Annotated in this window: 15 protein-coding genes and 1 riboswitch; all 15 genes read left to right on the top strand. The window is 52.3% G+C overall.

Features of this window, described 5'->3' with window-relative positions:
• The first annotated feature begins 327 nt into the window (after positions 1 to 327).
• The 15 genes from JI741_RS07205 (at position 328) to JI741_RS07275 (ending at position 17377) form a co-directional block, all read left to right on the top strand.
• On the top strand, positions 328 to 1356 hold the full coding sequence (locus tag JI741_RS07205; protein ID WP_202008367.1) for an ankyrin repeat domain-containing protein: 1029 nt from the start codon (positions 328 to 330) through the stop codon (positions 1354 to 1356).
• Between the two features lie 18 nt (positions 1357 to 1374).
• The gene (locus JI741_RS07210; protein WP_202008368.1) at positions 1375 to 2433 is read left to right on the top strand and encodes a leucine-rich repeat domain-containing protein; all 1059 of its coding nucleotides are present in this window, start codon (positions 1375 to 1377) and stop codon (positions 2431 to 2433) included.
• A gap of 15 nt (positions 2434 to 2448) precedes the next feature.
• Positions 2449 to 3555, top strand: coding sequence for a DKNYY domain-containing protein (locus tag JI741_RS07215; RefSeq protein ID WP_202008369.1), 1107 nt, complete (start codon positions 2449 to 2451; stop codon positions 3553 to 3555).
• Between the two features lie 218 nt (positions 3556 to 3773).
• Positions 3774 to 5231, top strand: a complete 1458-nt coding sequence (locus JI741_RS07220) for an alpha/beta fold hydrolase (protein ID WP_202008370.1) — start codon at positions 3774 to 3776, stop codon at positions 5229 to 5231.
• Between the two features lie 166 nt (positions 5232 to 5397).
• Positions 5398 to 6420 (top strand): LLM class flavin-dependent oxidoreductase, encoded by a 1023-nt coding sequence (locus JI741_RS07225; RefSeq protein WP_202008371.1) that lies wholly within the window; start codon positions 5398 to 5400, stop codon positions 6418 to 6420.
• Between the two features lie 107 nt (positions 6421 to 6527).
• Entirely contained in the window at positions 6528 to 7442 is a 915-nt protein-coding gene (locus tag JI741_RS07230) for a pirin family protein (RefSeq protein WP_202008372.1), read from the top strand.
• 140 nt (positions 7443 to 7582) lie between these two features.
• Positions 7583 to 7785, top strand: a riboswitch (cobalamin riboswitch).
• Positions 7786 to 7896: 111 nt separating this feature from the next.
• On the top strand, positions 7897 to 9813 hold the full coding sequence (locus JI741_RS07235) for a TonB-dependent receptor plug domain-containing protein (RefSeq protein WP_202008373.1): 1917 nt from the start codon (positions 7897 to 7899) through the stop codon (positions 9811 to 9813).
• A 26-nt stretch (positions 9814 to 9839) separates the two neighbouring features.
• The gene (locus JI741_RS07240; protein ID WP_202008374.1) at positions 9840 to 10421 is read left to right on the top strand and encodes a DUF6580 family putative transport protein; all 582 of its coding nucleotides are present in this window, start codon (positions 9840 to 9842) and stop codon (positions 10419 to 10421) included.
• An 87-nt stretch (positions 10422 to 10508) separates the two neighbouring features.
• The gene (locus JI741_RS07245; protein ID WP_202008375.1) at positions 10509 to 11459 is read left to right on the top strand and encodes an ABC transporter substrate-binding protein; all 951 of its coding nucleotides are present in this window, start codon (positions 10509 to 10511) and stop codon (positions 11457 to 11459) included.
• Positions 11459 to 11992 carry a bifunctional adenosylcobinamide kinase/adenosylcobinamide-phosphate guanylyltransferase gene (locus JI741_RS07250; RefSeq protein ID WP_202008376.1) on the top strand — a complete coding sequence of 178 codons (534 nt, stop codon included), beginning with the start codon at positions 11459 to 11461 and terminating at the stop codon, positions 11990 to 11992. Before JI741_RS07245 ends, JI741_RS07250 begins: the two co-directional genes overlap by 1 nt.
• The gene (gene cobT / locus JI741_RS07255) at positions 11989 to 13032 is read left to right on the top strand and encodes a nicotinate-nucleotide--dimethylbenzimidazole phosphoribosyltransferase (protein WP_202008377.1); all 1044 of its coding nucleotides are present in this window, start codon (positions 11989 to 11991) and stop codon (positions 13030 to 13032) included. The genes JI741_RS07250 and cobT overlap by 4 nt, the downstream gene beginning before the upstream one ends.
• Positions 13033 to 13035: 3 nt before the next feature.
• A complete protein-coding gene (locus JI741_RS07260) occupies positions 13036 to 13812 on the top strand; it encodes an adenosylcobinamide-GDP ribazoletransferase (RefSeq protein ID WP_202008378.1) in 777 nt (258 codons plus the stop codon).
• A complete protein-coding gene (gene cobC / locus JI741_RS07265) occupies positions 13797 to 14330 on the top strand; it encodes an alpha-ribazole phosphatase (RefSeq protein WP_202008379.1) in 534 nt (177 codons plus the stop codon). Before JI741_RS07260 ends, cobC begins: the two co-directional genes overlap by 16 nt.
• Before the next feature lie 108 nt (positions 14331 to 14438).
• A complete protein-coding gene (locus JI741_RS07270) occupies positions 14439 to 14768 on the top strand; it encodes a PadR family transcriptional regulator (protein ID WP_202008380.1) in 330 nt (109 codons plus the stop codon).
• Positions 14769 to 14770: 2 nt separating this feature from the next.
• Positions 14771 to 17377, top strand: a complete 2607-nt coding sequence (locus JI741_RS07275; protein ID WP_202008381.1) for an ABC transporter permease — start codon at positions 14771 to 14773, stop codon at positions 17375 to 17377.
• Positions 17378 to 17418: the final 41 nt, after the last annotated feature.

Here is a 17418-nt window from a genome sequence, read left to right on the forward strand (position 1 = left end):
TTGTTAACGTTGTCCGTCACCTGCATTCCTCGCGAAAAGATCCTTCAAACGCATTAGTCTTCCTGTTCAACAATCTCGTTACCGTTGCGAATCGTCTCTCTGAATCGTAAACCGGTTCATCGCATCCACGGCCATCAAGGCATTCGGGGATATTCACTAACATTTCTCTCCGCATGGTCTTTGTTTCCCCGATGTTGTTCTCACAGAGGCAACCATTCGGCAGGAGTTACGTTCATGCCTCCATTCGTTGTGGGACAATGGAACTGATCTGTGCTGATGGACTCCCGTAATGCAATCGGCACACGCAAAAAATAAACCCCCTCTCTCTTGATCACAAAACTTGTCTGGATTCTTGCCGGCCTCAACACGCTGGCCCTGTTGATTTTTACCATCTCTTTTCTGGGCAGCACCAGCGGCCGCAATGTCGACTCGATGGAGAAAGGCTGGATGACCATTCTCATCGTGTTGGGTGTGGTGGTCATTTTGCTGGGAGTGCTTCCCATTCGATTCAGTCAGTCGACGTTTAGCGTTTCGGTGTCTGTGTTCTTCTCTGCGCTTCCACTGGTGGTGGGCGTGTGGGTGCTGTTGGCAAACAAGCTGCCTTCGCTCAAAAAAGAAAAGACCATGGCAGAGCTTTACTACGACGACAAGACGCAGCAAAGCATTGCCGCCGCCATCGAACAGAACGACACCGTGCGCCTGCGCGAACTAATAAAAGGACAGGACCTCAACATCCAGGGCAACCGGGTGTGGGATTGGGATGGACTGAACTACCTGCAGTTTGCCATCCGTCTGCGGGGCAACACCAACTTTCCCGTGAACGAAGCGGCCAACCTCGCGGCAATCCGCATCCTCATTGAGGCTGGCTCGGCCACAACACCTGCGCTTTCGGAAGGCATGAAACGCCTCCCGCCCGAAGCGGTCTTGCAATTGCTGAAGGCCGGTGCCGACCCCAACACCCGCGGGTTTGTGAATCCGGGGCCGCTGGTGTTCGAAACCGTTGGTGCTTCGAAAGAAGAAATAGACATGACCTTTTTGCTGGTTCGAAACGGTGCCGATGTGAACCGGAAAAACGACAGCGACCAAACGCTGCTCATGGTGGCCGCGCTCAACGCGGGCACCAGCGCCCGCTGGAACGACACGTGGCGACTGGTTCGCTACCTGCTGGAAGAAGCACATGCCGACTACACGCACACGCTTGCCGACGGCCGGAACTTTGGCAGCATCATCCGCACCATTCGCACAAACGCCGCCACCGAAAACGTGACCATGTCGCCCGACTTCGATGCCGTGGTGCAATGGCTCGACAAACACCAGGTAGACACCACGCCACTGCCCGAAGCGGTAGCATCCTAGATTCTCCACATACACATCATGATTTTTAAAACCCTTCTTGCCGCCGCGCTCATCCTAAGCCTGAAGCTGGTATACAACGCCATGGCCAACCGTGCGCCCCAACCCGAAGCGCCCATCGACAAAGCGTGGTGGGACGGCCTGACCGATGAGTGGAAAAGAATCTTCATCATCAATCAAAACCTTTCCCGGCAAGGCATCGATATCTATGCGGTTCAAAAAGGACACGTGAACCGCCTGCGCAAAGAAGGCGACGAAGACCTCTCGCCCATGAACACCGCGCTGCACGAACTGCACAGCGCACAAGACTTTGGCTTGAGCTATGAAGATTTTTATGCGCGGGCCCAACGCAAGCATGGTGTGCAACACACCGACAGCATCGACCTCGCGACGCTGGCCGATCTGGAAACGGTGTATATGATCAACGGTCCTTCCGATCTTTCACCACTCCGGAAACTTCGGAGTCTGAAAGTGCTCATTCTCAATTTCAGCGGCATGCCCTATAATGTACCGATCAGGGAACAGTCGCTTGACCTGGAGCCGTTGCGAAATCTGACAACGCTAACCGTGTTGCATTGTGTTTCCACACCGGTGAAAACATTGGCACCCATCGCGAACCTTGTCAATCTCGAAGAGCTGATGTGCGACAACACGGCGGTCACGTCGCTGTCGCCCCTGAAAAAACTGGTGAAGCTGAAACGGCTGGCTGTTGGTTCGAACATTAGCACGGCAGCAGACCTTTCGCATTTGGCGATGCTGGAAGAACTATACATTTCCGGTTGTCGCAACGTGTCGGCGTTGTCAAAATTAAAGGCGTTGAAAAACCTGGTGGTTACCGAAAACGAAATGGCCATTGTGAACGCGCGCTATCGCATCGACAACCTCGACTTTCTGAACAACCTCAACGCACTGGCCTATGTGGACCTGCGCGGCACCAGCTATCACGGCAGTCTTGACGTGCTGAGTGGTCGGCCGAATCTGAAAGCCGTGGCCTTGCCCAGGGTGAGCCGCACAGACGTTGACGTCTTCAAGAAAAACAATGCGGGCTGCGTGATTCTGAATGCTTACGAGTTTGAATGATAAACACACAAATTGATGTTGAAATTTATGAAGTGGTATTTCAAAACTTTGCTGATCCTGACGGGCCTCGCACCCTTGTTCCGATGCGGCTCCGGCTATAAAGAAAAGAACGGCAAAGTCTATTTTAACGGAAACGAAATCACCGACAAAAACTTTGTGGTGCTCAGCGACGAATTTGCAAAAGACTCCACCACGGCCTACTACAAAGACCGCGCCTTCAGCTATGCCGATGTGCCCACCTTTGCCGCTGTGGACGAACACTATGCCAAAGACAAAAACAAAGTATACTACTGCGACGAATACCGCGAAGGCCAGAACTACTACCTCACCAAAAAACAAACCATTGTTGAACTGGAGAATGCCCACCCGGCCTCTTTTGTGACGCTGAACCATGGCTATGGCAAAGACGATGCGAATGTATATTACCAGGGCGAATCGTTTGCCGTGAAAGACAAGGCAACGTTCACCACCCTCGACATGCATTTTGCAAAAGACGATGTGCAGGCCTACCTCGATCGCCGCCCGATTGCAAAGAGCGACGGCAAGACCTTCGAAATCATGGACGGCAACTTCGCCAAAGACCAGCACCACATCTACTACTATGCCTACACGGCCGACGGAAAATATTCCATCGCCATTTTGCCGTGCGACCGCGAAACGTTCCAGATCATAGACTATCGCTATTCGCGCGACAAGCAGCACGTGTTCTTTCTGGGCTTCACCATTGCCGGAGCAGACGCCCCAACGTTTGCCATTCTTGACGAAGGCTATTCAAAAGACAACCATGCAGTTTATTTCGAGTCCCGAAAAGTGACCGGCGCCGATCCGGCAACCTTCGCCGTCTACAAAGAGAACGGAGAGTTTGGACACGACTTTGCATTTGCCCACGACAAGGCCTCTGTCTATATGGACGACAAAGCCATGAAGGATGCCGACGTGGCAACGTTCGCCGTGCTGGGCGAAAACTATGCCCGCGATGGCAAGCGTGTGTTCTATAAAACCACCATCGTGAAGAACGCCAACCCCGAAAGCTTCAAAGTATATCCCCACGATTTTGGCAACGCCGATGCCGAAGATGCCAGGCATAAGTTTCATGAAGGATTGTTGGTGAAGGACGAGTAGGGGAGTAGCGTCTGCGAAAGACATTGCTGGTCGGGTTGTACCTTTACCGTAGGCGGCGGGGTTGAAAACTATTTCACCACCAGTTCACATTCGGCGGTGTTCAGTGAAGAACATTCCCGGAAAAATACGCAACTTCGGAATCAGAAGGAGTGGTCAACCCAAAGGGGCGAGTGATTGTTTGGAGTCGTTTCGCATGTCGCACATAACCCCGAAGGATCATGAAAATTTCAGCAACGCTGTTCATCGTTTTTCTTTCGTTTGCTGTCTGCCAGTGTTCCCGGCCAGCCCCCGAGAGTGTGTTGTATCAGCGACTAAAACCCTGTGGTGCAGAAGGCCTGGATTCGACCGTGCTGTGTGGAACGCTGTCGGTGTTTGAAAACACAAAGACAAAGTCGGGAAGGAAAATCGATCTGAAGATTGTTGTTGTTCCAGCCATTCACAGACATCCCACAAACGCACCCATTTTTTATTTTGAAGGCGGCCCGGGCGTTTCGGTCACTGGCGGCGCTTCGTTCTATGCCGACAGCATTAACTATTATAGGATAGATCATGATGTTGTGCTTGTTGATGTGCGGGGAACCGGTGGGTCCAATCCGCTGCATTGCAGGCAAACGCAATTCAAGAAAGATCTCGCGCAGCAATTCGATGAGATGTATCCCGTGTCGGCGGTGAAGGCGTGTTATGATTCGTTGTCGCAGCGGGCAGACCTTACGCAATACACCACCACAAACATGGCCATGGATATTGAGGAGGTGCGACAGTGGTTGGGCTACGGAAAGATCAAGTTGTTTGGAGTGTCGTTTGGAACGCGGTTGGCGCAAGTCTACATGAAAATGTATCCGGAGTCGGTGGCGAGTTGTGTGTTGTGGTCGCCCACCACAACCTATTCAAAGTTGCCGCTCTATCATGCGCAGTTTGCCGAGGAAAGTTTGCACAAGATGTTTGCCGATTGCAAAAGCGATTCGTTATGCCATCTGAATTTCCCCCGCATCGACGAAGAGTTTGCAGACCTGATGAAGAAGGGACGTGAAAAACCATTTGCATATTCATTCAAGCGACCGAATGGAGAATCTCAGGATGTGACCATTCCGTGGCATGCTTTTCAAACAAAGATCCGGTCGCTGATGTATGCACCGCTTGGACTGCGGCAACTTCCCTACATCATTCATCAATCGTATCTCAACAACTGGCAACCTTTCCTGTCGCTCTTTCCCAACAAACCCTCGATGGACTATTTCATTGCCGATGGTCTTTATCTGTGCGTGACGTGTGCCGATGACGTGCCCTTTATTTCGAAACAGGAAGCCGATTCACTAACACGCAACACGTTTATGGGCGACTATCGCGTGCGGCAACAACAACAAGCCTGCAGCCAGTGGGCGAGGGGCAGCGTGCCCGACGGTTATTTTGATCCGCTCGTATCCACCACGCCAACGCTTGTCTTCTCCGGATACTTTGATCCGGTAACGCCGCCGTCTATGGCGCAGCAAATAATAAAAACCCTGCCCAACAGTTTCCTCGTCACCATCCCCACCATGTCGCACACCTTCGACGGCCTGAGCAAGCCCGAGTGTTTTGACAAGATGGTTGTTGACTTCTTTAACACACCCGGCACACAGCCGAATGGTGATTGCATTGCCGAAATGTTGCCCGAAGCCTACAAGACAAAAGAGTAAAAAAACGCCAACCAACGGCTCCTGACCAACCCCTCAGGATCAGAGACTTGCCCGTTGGGTTTGGAAATAAAATCCCATCGCGTCAAAAAATCCAGATACTTCGAGAACTTCGCAGGCCAAATCTTCCTTTAGAAGGTTAGGTTATAATTATAGACAGGGAACCACAATGGAAATAGGTATTGATAGTTTCGCTTCGGCGATGTATGGCAGCAAATCGTTGAGCAGCCTGGACGCCATGGAGCAATTGCTGGACAGGATTGCGTTTGCAGACGAAGCCGGGCTCGATGTTTTCGGGATTGGCGAGCACCACAAAAAAGAATTTCTCGACTCGGCGCCGGCTGTGATTCTGGCCGCTGCGGCCGGTCGCACCAAGCGCATTCGTTTGACCAGCGCTGTAACGGTGTTGAGCGCTGCCGACCCCGTTCGTGTATATCAGAATTTTGCTACGCTCGACCTCGTGTCAAAAGGGCGCGCCGAGCTGGTGGTGGGTCGTGGTTCGGCCATTGAAGCATATCCGTTGTTTGGGTTCAGCCTCAACGACTATGATGCGTTGTTCAAAGAGAAACTGGATTTGTTGCTGAAGATTCGCGACAATGAATTTGTGACCTGGTCGGGTCGCTTCCGGGCACCCATGCAGGACCTGCCGGTCTATCCGCGTGCCAGCCAGGAAAAACTACCGATATGGCTGGGCGTTGGCGGCACACCCGAATCGTTTGTTCGCGCTGGCACATTGGGGCTTCCGTTGATGGTGGCCATTATTGGAGGAGAGACCCATCGCTTCCGTCCGCTGATCGATGCCTACCGCGAGGCGGGCCGCAGGGCGGGCTTCACACCGGAGCAGTTGCAAGTAGGCCTGCACTCGCCGGGCTATGTGGCGCAGACCAACGAACAAGCCGAAGCAGACTACTATCCCGGCTACGCCGAACTGTGGACACGCCTTGGTCGCGAACGCGGCTGGCCTCCCGTGACGCGTCCACAATTCGAAGCCCTGATTGCACCGCGCGGTGTGCTGGTGGTTGGCGGACCACAACGTGTGGCCGAAAAACTTTTACGCCACAGCGAAGCCTTAGGCGGCGTGGACCGGTTCACGTTTCAAATGGACAATGCCGGGCTCACGCATGCGCAACTGATGTCGTCGATCGAACTGATCGGCAAGGAGGTTATGCCGTTGGTGAACGCGAAGAAATGAAAACAGCAACCTGAAAGTTTTTCTGTTTGAAAAACGCAAGGAAGATAAAACCATTTCCTAATTTGATTCCCGTCGAAAAATGTTTCTTCACCTAAACGAAAGTAGTCATGTTAGACATTGTTATTGAAGCACGGCAAGCGGCCATTGCACCGGGCATGGAAGTGCGCCGCATTCTTCCCTTCCGGTTGAGGCGCATGGTGGGGCCATTCATTTTTATGGACCACGCAGGCCCGGTAGATGTTCAGCCAAGCCAGGCAAAGTCCATGGACGTGTTGCCCCATCCGCACATCGGGCTTTCTACGGTGAGTTATTTGTTTGGAGGAAACGTGATGCATCGCGACAGTCTGGGTGTGGAACAGATCATCCGCCCCGGCGAAGTGAACTGGATGACGGCGGGCCGGGGCATTGCACACTCCGAACGCTTCGAAGATCCGGCTGCGTTGGCAGGAGGCAATCTCGAAATGATTCAAACGTGGGTGGCCCTTCCCGAAAAAGATGAAGAAGCCATGCCCGCCTTCAACAACTACAAGCCCGACGTGTTGCCGATCTTTACCGACACCGGAGTTTGGATGAGGCTTATTGCAGGCAACGCCTATGGACTGAACAGCAGTGTGAAAACACATTCGCCATTGTTCTACCTGCACGTGGTGCTAGAAAAAGGCGCGCGCTTCGGGCTGCCCAAAGAACATTCCGAACGCGGCTTCTACATTGTGAAAGGAAACATCGAAGTAGCAGGACGCGCCTATGTGGCCGGGCAGATGCTCGTGTTCACCAAAGGTGTTGATCCGTTAATCATAGCCACCGAACCCACCACGCTCATGATGCTGGGAGGAGAACCGCTGGGAGAGCGACACATCTGGTGGAACTTTGTGTCGTCGCGCAAAGAAAGAATTGAGGAGGCGAAGGCCGATTGGAAAGCCGGAAGGATTCTGTTGCCTCCATCAGACAATCATGAATTTGTGCCGCTTCCCGAAGACAAGTCAAGGCCTGCAAGCAGTCCGCCGCCGCAGGCGTTATCGTAGGTGAGCCTATCACCTGTAGCCACACCGCTATCGAAAGAACAAACATCAACAACCCAATAACCGTGATACATTTTGGGGTGAATGCCGGCGCTTTTACGAGCCCGGCATTTTTCTTTCGTATGTTAAATTCTTAAAAAATGTTATTATTGCGGCATATTGGTTCTAGCCATGCATCGCGCATGGCAGATTAAAAGGGAATGCCGGTGCAAATCCGGAGCAGTTCCCGCTACTGTAAAGCGCTAAAACAAGCGTTGCTGAAATCAAAGTCACTATTCGCCAACCGGCGGATGGGAAGGCCAGCAACGGCGTAAGCCAGGAGACCTGCCAGTATACATTTCAATTCAATGCTTCGGGTAAAAAGCAACGAGTGCGATTCTTATGCCTGGCTTCCGGAGTCAGCGCGATAATCACATTCCAGCATTTTACTCTTTTTTCACACTGTAAACTTTTCACTATGAAAAAGGAGAAAAAGGTCTGGGCAATCTCTTTAATTGTCCTTTGGTATCTGGCGCCAAATCAAACACACGCCCAGGACTCTCTCAAAACATCGCGTCTCGACGAAGTGGTGGTCACGGCCACCAAGTTTCCCAAGAGCCAGGGCGAAACCGGAAAAGTATTGACGGTGATCGACGAAGAACAGCTTGCACACAGTGCGGGCAAAGATTTGTCGCAGCTGTTAAATGAACAAGTAGGCCTTGTGGTGACCGGCGCCAACAGCAACCCCGGCAAAGACAAATCGGTTTTTCTGCGCGGCGCAAAAAGCGACTACACCCTGGTGTTGCTGGACGGCGTGCCCGTGAACGATCCCAGCGGCATTGGCGGCGCCTTCGATCTGCGCCTGCTTCCCATCGACCAGATTGAGCGCATCGAAATTCTGAAGGGCAGTCAGTCTACACTCTATGGCAGCGATGCCATTGCGGGTGTCATCAACATCATCACCAAGAAAAAAGGATCAAAACCGTTTGGCGTGTTTGGATCGGTGAGCGCAGGTAGCTATGGCACGTCCAAGCTTTCGGCCGGCGTGTCGGGCAGCACCAGCCTGCTGGACTACAACGTGGGCTACACACGTTTCAAGACCGACGGCATCAGCGAGGCCGAAGACAAAGACAACACCGGCACGTTCGATAAAGACGGCTATGATCAAAACTCCGTGCAAGCCAACGTGGGCGTGCGCGCCACCGACAAACTCACGCTCCGTCCCTTTGTGCGCTACAGCAAATTTGAAGGGAAGTATGACGCCGGTTCATTCTCGGACGAGCCCCGCTCGACCTACGACGCCAAGCTTCTGAACTTTGGTCTGAACGGACAATATGCGTTTTCAAAAGGCACCCTCAACCTGCAATATGCCCACGACAAAGTGGAGCGCTCCTACACCTCGCCCGACTATGTAGATCCCACCATGCTGGTCACCAGTGCCTACGATGGCGGCTTCGACAATGCCGAAGTTTTTTACCAGCACAACCTCACCGACCACCTGCAATTGCTGGCGGGCGTGAACTATCAGCACAGCAAAATGACAAGCGGCGACGCGGTAGATTCGTCGCTTCACATCACCAGCCCCTATGCATCGTTCTTTGTGAAAGACCTCAACGGGTTTTCGCTGGAAGTGGGTGGACGTTATGTTGATCATTCTGTTTTTGGCAACACGTTCATCTACAGTTTCAACCCGTCGTATCTCATCAACCGCCAGGTGAAAGTGTTTGCCAACTACTCCACGGGCTTTAAGGCGCCCATGCTGGACCAGTTGTTCAATCCATTCTATGGCAACAAAGATCTGAAGCCCGAAGAAAGCAAGAATCTGGAAGGCGGTGTTCAGTTTGTTTCGTCCGACAATAAATTCGATGTGCGGGGCACGGTGTTCTCGCGCAAAATCGAAAACGTGATCATCTACAAATATCCCGGCTATATGAACCTCGATAAACAGGAAGACCTTGGCTTCGAGATCGAGTCGACGGTGAACGTGAACAGCAAACTGAAGATCGGCGCGTTCTATGCTTTTGTGGATGGTGAAGTGAATACCAAAACATCGGCCGAGCGCGACACCACCTATCACAACCTCATCCGTCGCCCCAAGCATTCGGTGGGTGTGAACGTGGGCTACCAACTCTCGAGCCATTTGTTTGTGAGCGCCAACTTCAAAACCTTCAGCAACCGCAGCGACCTGTTCTTCAACAACAACACCTTCGCCACCGAGAGCGTGACGTTGGATGCTTACCAATTGCTGGATCTGTATGCAGAATACAAATTTCTGCAGGGCAAGCTGAAACTTTTTGTGGAAGCCCGCAATGTGCTGGACAAGAAGTTCACCGAAGTGTATGGCTACAGCACCATGGGCTTTAATGCCTATAGCGGATTGTCTTTTAATTTTTGAGACGTAACCAAAATCCATTAACGCATATGAACAAACTAAACCCTCGTCCTTTAGTGCTGGCGGCCATCATTGTGGCGGTTGGCATTTTCCGGATCGCCACCTCCAGCATGCACTCGCCGCTCGCAGGCTTCACGCCGCTGGGTGCCATGGCACTGTTTGCCGGATTCTATTTTGAAGACAAATGGAAAGCCTACCTGTTGCCGCTGCTCACGCTGTGGCTGTCTGACATTGTGTTGAACCGGTTCGTGTATCTGGGCGAGTGGATGTTGTTCTACGATAGCTTTGCCTGGGTCTATGGCAGCTTTGCGCTGATGGTCACCATAGGTCAACTCTTCAAAGAAGCCACGGTTCGCAATGTGGCGTTGGCGGCAGTCATCACCACGGTTACGCATGCGTTGATTTCCAATTTCGGCGTCTGGCTTGTGGGATGCACCGGAACCGCAGAAGACATTCAATACACACCCGACCTGAGCGGACTGTTTCAGTGCTACGCGATGGGTCTGCCCTACATGGGAAATTTCCTGATCGGCAACCTGGTGTTCAGCGCCATTTTGTTTGGCGGGTTTGAGTGGATGAAGCGCGCGTTTCCCAAGTTGCAGCACGCGTAGTTTGTTTGTTGATTTTTTTTGATTCTTAAAAAATACGGGTGATGCGTCAGGAAATTCCTGGCGCATCACCTTTAACCATTACACACAATGAAAGCATGTTCTTTCCTGCCCGCAGCCACGCAAATGATATACGACATGGGATTGCAGCACTACCTGCACGGCATCACGTTTGAATGTCCGCCACAGGCGTTGAGCGAGAAACAGAAAGTGGTGCGTTGTGTGCTTGAAGGCAATACCTATTCCAGCCAGGAGATCGACCGCATTTTCAGCAACAGCAAAGCGCAGGGCAAGAGTTTGTATTATGTAGACGAAGATTTGCTTCAGGGCATTCAGCCCGACGTGATCTTCACACAGGATGTGTGCGAAGTATGCCAGATCGACACAGCCTGCACGGCGGCCGCCGTGGCCAAACTTGCGCACCCGCCCGCGCTGGTTCCCCTCACACCCGCCAGCCTCGACGATGTGTTCACCACGGTGATCACCATCGCCAGCGCGCTGGGACAAGAGGAGGTTGCCTACACCTACCTGGCCGGTCTGCAAAACAGAATCGACGCCATCATAGACGGGCTTCGTTGCAACAAGGCCCGCCCCAAGCGCGTGATGCTGATGGAGTGGATCGAACCGATCTACAACTGTGGCCACTGGATTCCCCAACAGATTGCCTACGCCGGCGGCATCGACATGCTGTCTAACCCGAATGGCGACAGCATTGTGACACCCTGGAGCAAAGTGGTGCGCTATGATCCGGAGATCCTGGTGATTGCGCCGTGTGGCTTTGAAGTGAAACGTTCGCGCGAAGAAATTCACCTGCTCTCCGAAAAACCGGAGTGGCGTTCGCTGCAGGCGGTGCAAAATCAGAATGTGTTCATTGTAGACTATGACCTGTTCACACAACCGTCGGCGTCTACATTGGTAGACGGCATCGAAGTGCTGGCGGGTCTGTTTCATCCCGAGATGTTTGGCATCCCGTCGCGCCTGAAACACAAGGTGTCGCCCTGGAATGCGCAGCAGCCGGAACTGTTGAAAACCATTCTGTGATGCAGCCGCGTGTTATCTACATCAGCGGCGGCGAACGTTCGGGAAAGAGTCGCTATGCGCAAGACCTCGCGCTGCAACTATCGCCCAACCCCGTCTACCTGGCCACAGCGCGCAAATGGGACAGCGACTTTGAAAAACGCATTGCCCGCCACCAGGCCGAACGCGACGCGCGCTGGACAAACGTGGAGGAAGAAAAATTTATCAGCACACTGGCGTTGCAACACCGCGTGGTGGTGATGGATTGCGTGACCCTCTGGCTCACCAACATTTTTGCTGACACCAAAAGCAACGTAGACGACGCGCTGACCTTTGCCAAGGAAGAACTCACAAAGGCTTTTGCTGCACCCTGCACATGGATCATCATCTCGAACGAGATTGGGATGGGCGTTCATGCAGCGAGCGAGGTGGGCCGCAAGTTTGTGGAATTGCAGGGGTGGACAAATCAGTTTATTGCCCACCATGCCCACCAGGCATACTTCATGGTGTCGGGCATTCCCCTTCTTTTGAAAACCTCAACACCAGACGCGTCATGAAATCGTTTCGCATCCAGCCACCCGATCAGTCGCTTCGCGCTGCGCTGCAAACCAAGATCGACAACAAGACAAAGCCGCTGGGTGCCCTGGGGCGACTGGAAGCGCTGGCCTTGCAGATCGGATTGATACAGGGAACGTCAACACCAACGCTGCACGCACCACACATGCTTATTTTTGCCGGCGATCACGGCATTGCCGCCGAAGGGGTGAGCGCCTATCCGCAGGAAGTGACGTGGCAGATGGTGATGAATTTTTTGCAGGGAGGCGCCGCCATTAACGTATTCAGCAAACAACACCAGCTTCAACTCTACGTGGTAGACGCTGGCGTGAACTACGATTTCCCGGAAAACCTTCCGGGACTTCTGTCGCACAAAATAGCAAAGGGCACACAAAACTTTCTCCACGAGCAAGCCATGAAAATCGAAGCGGCCCAACGCTGCATTGACCAAGGCGCAGAAGTGGTGACCTCTATTTTCAATAAGGGCTGCAACGTGGTGGGCTTTGGCGAAATGGGAATCGGCAACACATCGTCGGCAAGTATGCTGATGAGTGGGCTGCTAAACATACCCATAGATCAATGCACCGGCCGCGGCACAGGTCTTGACGACGAACGCCTCCATCACAAAATAGACATACTCACAAAAGCGCAGCAACGACATGGCGCTCTGGCATCGCCGCTGGAGTTGCTTGCCACGTTTGGAGGTTTTGAAATTGCGCAGATGGTGGGAGCCATGCTTCAGGCTGCGGAACACAAAATGATCATTCTGGTGGATGGCTTCATTGTGTCGGCCGCGTTTTTGGTGGCACACGCCATCGACCCAAACCTAAAATCGTATGGTGTCTTTTGCCATCGCTCGCAGGAGCAGGGCCACGCACACATGATGCGTGCACTGGATGTGCAACCGCTGCTGGACTTGGGTATGCGCCTGGGTGAAGGAACGGGTGCTGCCATGGCTTATCCGTTGCTGGCGTCGGCCGTTGCGTTTCTGAACGAGATGGCAAGCTTTGAATCGGCACACGTATCTGAAAAAAATAGTTGAGTCATGCTCCGCGAAACAAAAGTGTTTTTTACGGCCATCATGTTCTACACACGCATTCCGTGCCCGAAGTGGGTCACGCATGAAGCCGAATTTCTGAATCAATCCACACGCTACCTGCCCCTCATCGGCTGGATAGTCGGCGGACTGAGCGCAGCAATTTTCCTGTTGACACAGTATGTTTTTCCGACCGAGATCAGCCTCCTGTTGTCGATGGTCACGAGCATACTCCTGACGGGAGCGTTTCACGAAGACGGCTTTGCCGACGTGTGTGATGGTTTTGGAGGAGGCTGGACCAAGGAAAAGATTCTGGAGATCATGAAAGACAGTCGCGTGGGCACCTATGGCGTGGTTGGCCTGCTGCTTTTGCTGTTGCTTAAATTTTTCACGCTTCAGAAAATTGCTGCTGCCGCTCCGCTCACCGTTGTTGTCCTGTTTGTGACGGCGCACGCCCTCAGCAGGCTTGCGGCCGTAACGGTCATCTTCACAACTACCTACAGTCGCGAAGATGCCAGCAGCAAGGTCAAGCCCGTGGCGCAGCAATTGAGCGCAGCGAATTTGACCATTGCCTTTTTCTGGGTGGTCATACCGATGCTCTACCTCGCAACAATCAATCCGTTTTTTGTCCTCACCCTTGTGCCGGTGGCGCTAATCACAACCTACCTGCGCAATTATTTTAAACGCTGGATTGGCGGCTACACCGGCGACTGTCTCGGTGCCACACAGCAAGTAACGGAAGTGATGTTCTACCTTAGTGTGCTGCTCGTGTGGAAACTTTTCTGATCCGACACACCACCCCGGCCGTTGACAAAGGAATTTGCTACGGCCAGACCGACCTTCTGCTCACCGCCGACTTTCAGGAGGAAGCAAGCGACGTGTTGGAAAACCTCCCCACAAAACCCGATGTGATCTACTCAAGCCCCCTGCACCGTTGCCGCATACTGGCCGAATTTCTATCGCGCGCTTCCGGTGTCCCGGTGGAGGTGGACAAGCGTTTGATGGAACTGCATTTTGGAAATTGGGAAATGAAACGGTGGGACGATATCGACTCGACCGACCTAACCCAATGGATGAGCAACTATGAGCGCGCGCGCTGCCCCGGTGGCGAGTCCTATCACGATCTGATGGCCCGCGTGGAGGACTTTATTGTCTCGTTGCAGGCTACCACACACAAGACCTCGTGGGTAGTGACGCACGGCGGGGTGTTGCGGGCTGTGAACGTGCTGGTGAACAAAATCTCGTTGAAGCAGTCGATGGACCTGAGGATTCCGTATGGGAATATTTTGCGTCTGAAACTCTGATTTCTATTTAAAGAACAAGTCCACGTATTCCCGTGGCCGATCTTCCGGCGTATGTTATTTGACAAATACGAAACATATAACTAGCTTTAACTAAAGAATTTGTAAAGCATGAAAGGAAGCAATCTCGGCGAACTGGAAGAAATAGTCTTGCTGGTGGTCGGCATATTATACGACGAGGCCTACGGTGTTGCCATCCAGGAAGAGATGGACCAGCGCTGCGATCGCAAGGCAACGCTAAGCACCATTCACGTGGCCCTGCACAGGCTCGAAGAAAAAGGTTATCTGGAATCGCGTCTCGATGGCGCAACCAACGAACGCGGTGGAAGAAGGAAGTTGCTGTTTCGCGTAACCAAATCAGGACAGAAAGCTTTGGCCGCGTCGCGCGAGCTGCGCAACGATCTGTGGCGCGCCATTCCGAAAACCGCGTTTAGCATTTGACTATGAAAAATTCACCGAAGCACACACCACCCGCCTGGATCCGGAAATTGCTTGAGGCGTTTCTCGATGCCCGGACGTTGGAAGTGAGTTTGGGCGACCTGGAAGAAAAGTTTCAGCAGAATCTGAATAGAATGTCTCTTCGCAAAGCCAGGTTGCTGTATGCATTGGAGGGGTTGGGATTTATGAAAATGGCGGGGCAACGGAAGCGTCGTCCATCAAACCAAAATACGTTCGGCATGTATAAAAACTATTTCAAAATCGGGTGGCGAAATCTGGCGAAAGACAAAGGCTACGCCTTGCTGAACATCGGCGGTCTTGCCATCGGTGTGGCTGCGGCAATGCTCATTGGTCTGTGGATCTATGAGGAAGCGTCGTTCAATGCCGACAACCGTAACTATCATTCAGTCGCCATCGTCAACAAAAACAGAACCTACAACGGCAACATCTATACGGAGACCTCGCAGGCGTTGCCGCTGGCCCATGCGCTGCGAACGGTGTATGGAAACTATTTTGAAAACGTAGCCACCGGGTCTCACCCGTTCGAACATTCTATCAAGTACGGAGAAACAACCATTCTGAAAAGAGGCCTCTATATGGAGGAAGGCGGCCAACAGATTCTGGACTTGAAAATAATTTCAGGCGCGTTAAACCAAACGCGCGATCCCTTTTCAATTTTGATTTCCGAATCGGTTGCCGCAAGCCTGTTCAAAGACGAAAGCCCCCTGAACAAAGTCGTTCGAATTGACGACAAGGTTGATGTGAAAATAGCCGGAGTCTACCGCGATTTTCCTCACGGCTCCACCTTTCGCGAGATCGGCATGTATGGATCGATGACGCTCTTTGAAACGACAGATGCCTGGGTGAAAAATTCGAAAGACCGATGGGATGTGAATTCTTTTCCGGTCTACGTGCGCATTGCTCCGAACACGACATTCGAAGACATTTCGTCGAAGATCAAAAATGTGGTGTTCAATCAAACCAAAGACGACACAAAGCCCGAGCTGTTTCTCTATCCCATGAGCAAATGGCATTTGTATCAGGACTTCAAAGACGGCAAGAACATTGGCACAGGTATGCGCTATCTCTGGTCGTTTGGCTGTGTGGGCATCTTTGTGTTGATGCTCGCCTGCATCAACTTCATGAATTTGAGTACGGCGCGTTATGAGAAAAGGGCAAAGGAAATTGGCATCAGAAAAGCCATGGGGTCGGCGCGGAGCCAGCTGATTGCGCAGTTCTATGTGGAGACTTTCCTGTATGTGCTGTCGGCCATTTTTCTTTCGGTGATCCTGGTTCACCTGGCGTTGCCGTGGCTGAATGAGATCGCGAATAAAAAAATCACAGCCTTGTTGTTTAACCCGTTGTTCTGGTTGGCTGCTGGTGCGTTTGGCATTGTGACCGGCATTCTGGCGGGAAGTTACCCGGCGTTCTTTTTGTCGTCGTTCAATGCCGTGAACGTGTTGAAGGGCAAACTGCTGACACGCTATTCTTCAACGCCCCGGAAAATATTGGTAGTCATTCAGTTTTGCATATCGTTAACGCTGATCATTGCCGCGGGTGTCATCTATGAACAGGTGCAGTTTGTGAAGAACCGTCCCATCGGCTATGAAAAAGACGGGCTGATTTATATTCAACGAAGATCGCCCTCCCTGAACGCGCACTATGAAGCGTTTAAAAAAGACTTGCTGGATTCGCGCCATGTGGTGGGCATAAGTCAATCTTCCAATCCGGTAACCGAGTCGTGGTTCAGCAGCAGTGACTTTGCGTGGCAGGGAAAAGACCCCGACTTCAAAGAAGATTTTGTTACGCTTGCCGTGTCGGCTGAGTTTGGGAACACCGTTTCGTGGGAGCTTTTGCACGGAAGGAATTTTTCGGGACAATTGTCTACCGACTCCAGCGCCATGATCGTGAACGAATCGGCCATGAAAATAATAGGCAAACAAAATCTGCTGGACGAGACGATTACCTGGGAAGGAAAGAACTATCGCGTGGTGGGAGTCATTAAAGACCTCTTGCTCGATTCGCCCTATGAACACATAAAGCCCACCGTGTTTGTGATGCGGAAGATGAATCTGAATTTTATAAACCTGCGGCTAAATCCGGACCTTTCCATCGCCGAGGCCGTGGCAGGTGTTGAAAAGGTTTTCAAAAAATACAGCGCAGGCGAGTTGTTTGATTTTCGTTTCGCCAGCGCCCTGCACAATCTCAAATTCCGGAAGGAAGAACAGGTTGCAAAGTTATCGGTGGCGTTGTCGGGTCTGGCGATCGTGATCAGTTGCATGGGCATGTTCGGGCTCGCATCATTCATGGCCGAGCAACGAACCAAAGAGATCGGCGTGAGAAAAGTGCTGGGCGCCACACTGTTTAACCTCTGTCGCTTGCTGGCTGCTGATTTTGTGATGCTGGTGATGATCTCGTTCGCGATGGCCGTTCCCTTTGCCTACTATGCCATGAGCAACTGGTTGACGCACTATGAATATCACACACAAATTTCGGTTTGGATATTTTTGGCGACCGGCATCGGTGCTTTTGTGATCACGCTGGCCACCGTGTGTTTTCAGGCCGTGAAAGCCGCGTTGGTGAACCCGGTGAGGAGTTTGAAGGCGGAGTGATGTGCGTTCGTATATGATCTTGACAAACAACGGCAAATGCA

The organism is Chryseolinea lacunae (genome assembly GCF_016735595.1).
GTDB classification, from domain to species: Bacteria; Bacteroidota; Bacteroidia; order Cytophagales; family Cyclobacteriaceae; genus Chryseolinea; species Chryseolinea lacunae.

What these genes read in the sequence shown, in the direction of transcription:
- JI741_RS07210 (WP_202008368.1), top strand. Translation starts at nt 1,375, where the DNA reads ATGATTTTTAAAACCCTTCTTGCCGCCGCGCTCATCCTAAGCCTGAAG.
- JI741_RS07215 (WP_202008369.1), top strand. Translation starts at nt 2,449, where the DNA reads ATGTTGAAATTTATGAAGTGGTATTTCAAAACTTTGCTGATCCTGACG.
- JI741_RS07220 (WP_202008370.1), top strand. Translation starts at nt 3,774, where the DNA reads ATGAAAATTTCAGCAACGCTGTTCATCGTTTTTCTTTCGTTTGCTGTC.
- JI741_RS07225 (WP_202008371.1), top strand. Translation starts at nt 5,398, where the DNA reads ATGGAAATAGGTATTGATAGTTTCGCTTCGGCGATGTATGGCAGCAAA.
- JI741_RS07230 (WP_202008372.1), top strand. Translation starts at nt 6,528, where the DNA reads ATGTTAGACATTGTTATTGAAGCACGGCAAGCGGCCATTGCACCGGGC.
- JI741_RS07235 (WP_202008373.1), top strand. Translation starts at nt 7,897, where the DNA reads ATGAAAAAGGAGAAAAAGGTCTGGGCAATCTCTTTAATTGTCCTTTGG.
- JI741_RS07240 (WP_202008374.1), top strand. Translation starts at nt 9,840, where the DNA reads ATGAACAAACTAAACCCTCGTCCTTTAGTGCTGGCGGCCATCATTGTG.
- JI741_RS07245 (WP_202008375.1), top strand. Translation starts at nt 10,509, where the DNA reads ATGAAAGCATGTTCTTTCCTGCCCGCAGCCACGCAAATGATATACGAC.
- JI741_RS07250 (WP_202008376.1), top strand. Translation starts at nt 11,459, where the DNA reads ATGCAGCCGCGTGTTATCTACATCAGCGGCGGCGAACGTTCGGGAAAG.
- cobT (WP_202008377.1), top strand. Translation starts at nt 11,989, where the DNA reads ATGAAATCGTTTCGCATCCAGCCACCCGATCAGTCGCTTCGCGCTGCG.
- JI741_RS07260 (WP_202008378.1), top strand. Translation starts at nt 13,036, where the DNA reads ATGCTCCGCGAAACAAAAGTGTTTTTTACGGCCATCATGTTCTACACA.
- JI741_RS07270 (WP_202008380.1), top strand. Translation starts at nt 14,439, where the DNA reads ATGAAAGGAAGCAATCTCGGCGAACTGGAAGAAATAGTCTTGCTGGTG.
- JI741_RS07275 (WP_202008381.1), top strand. Translation starts at nt 14,771, where the DNA reads ATGAAAAATTCACCGAAGCACACACCACCCGCCTGGATCCGGAAATTG.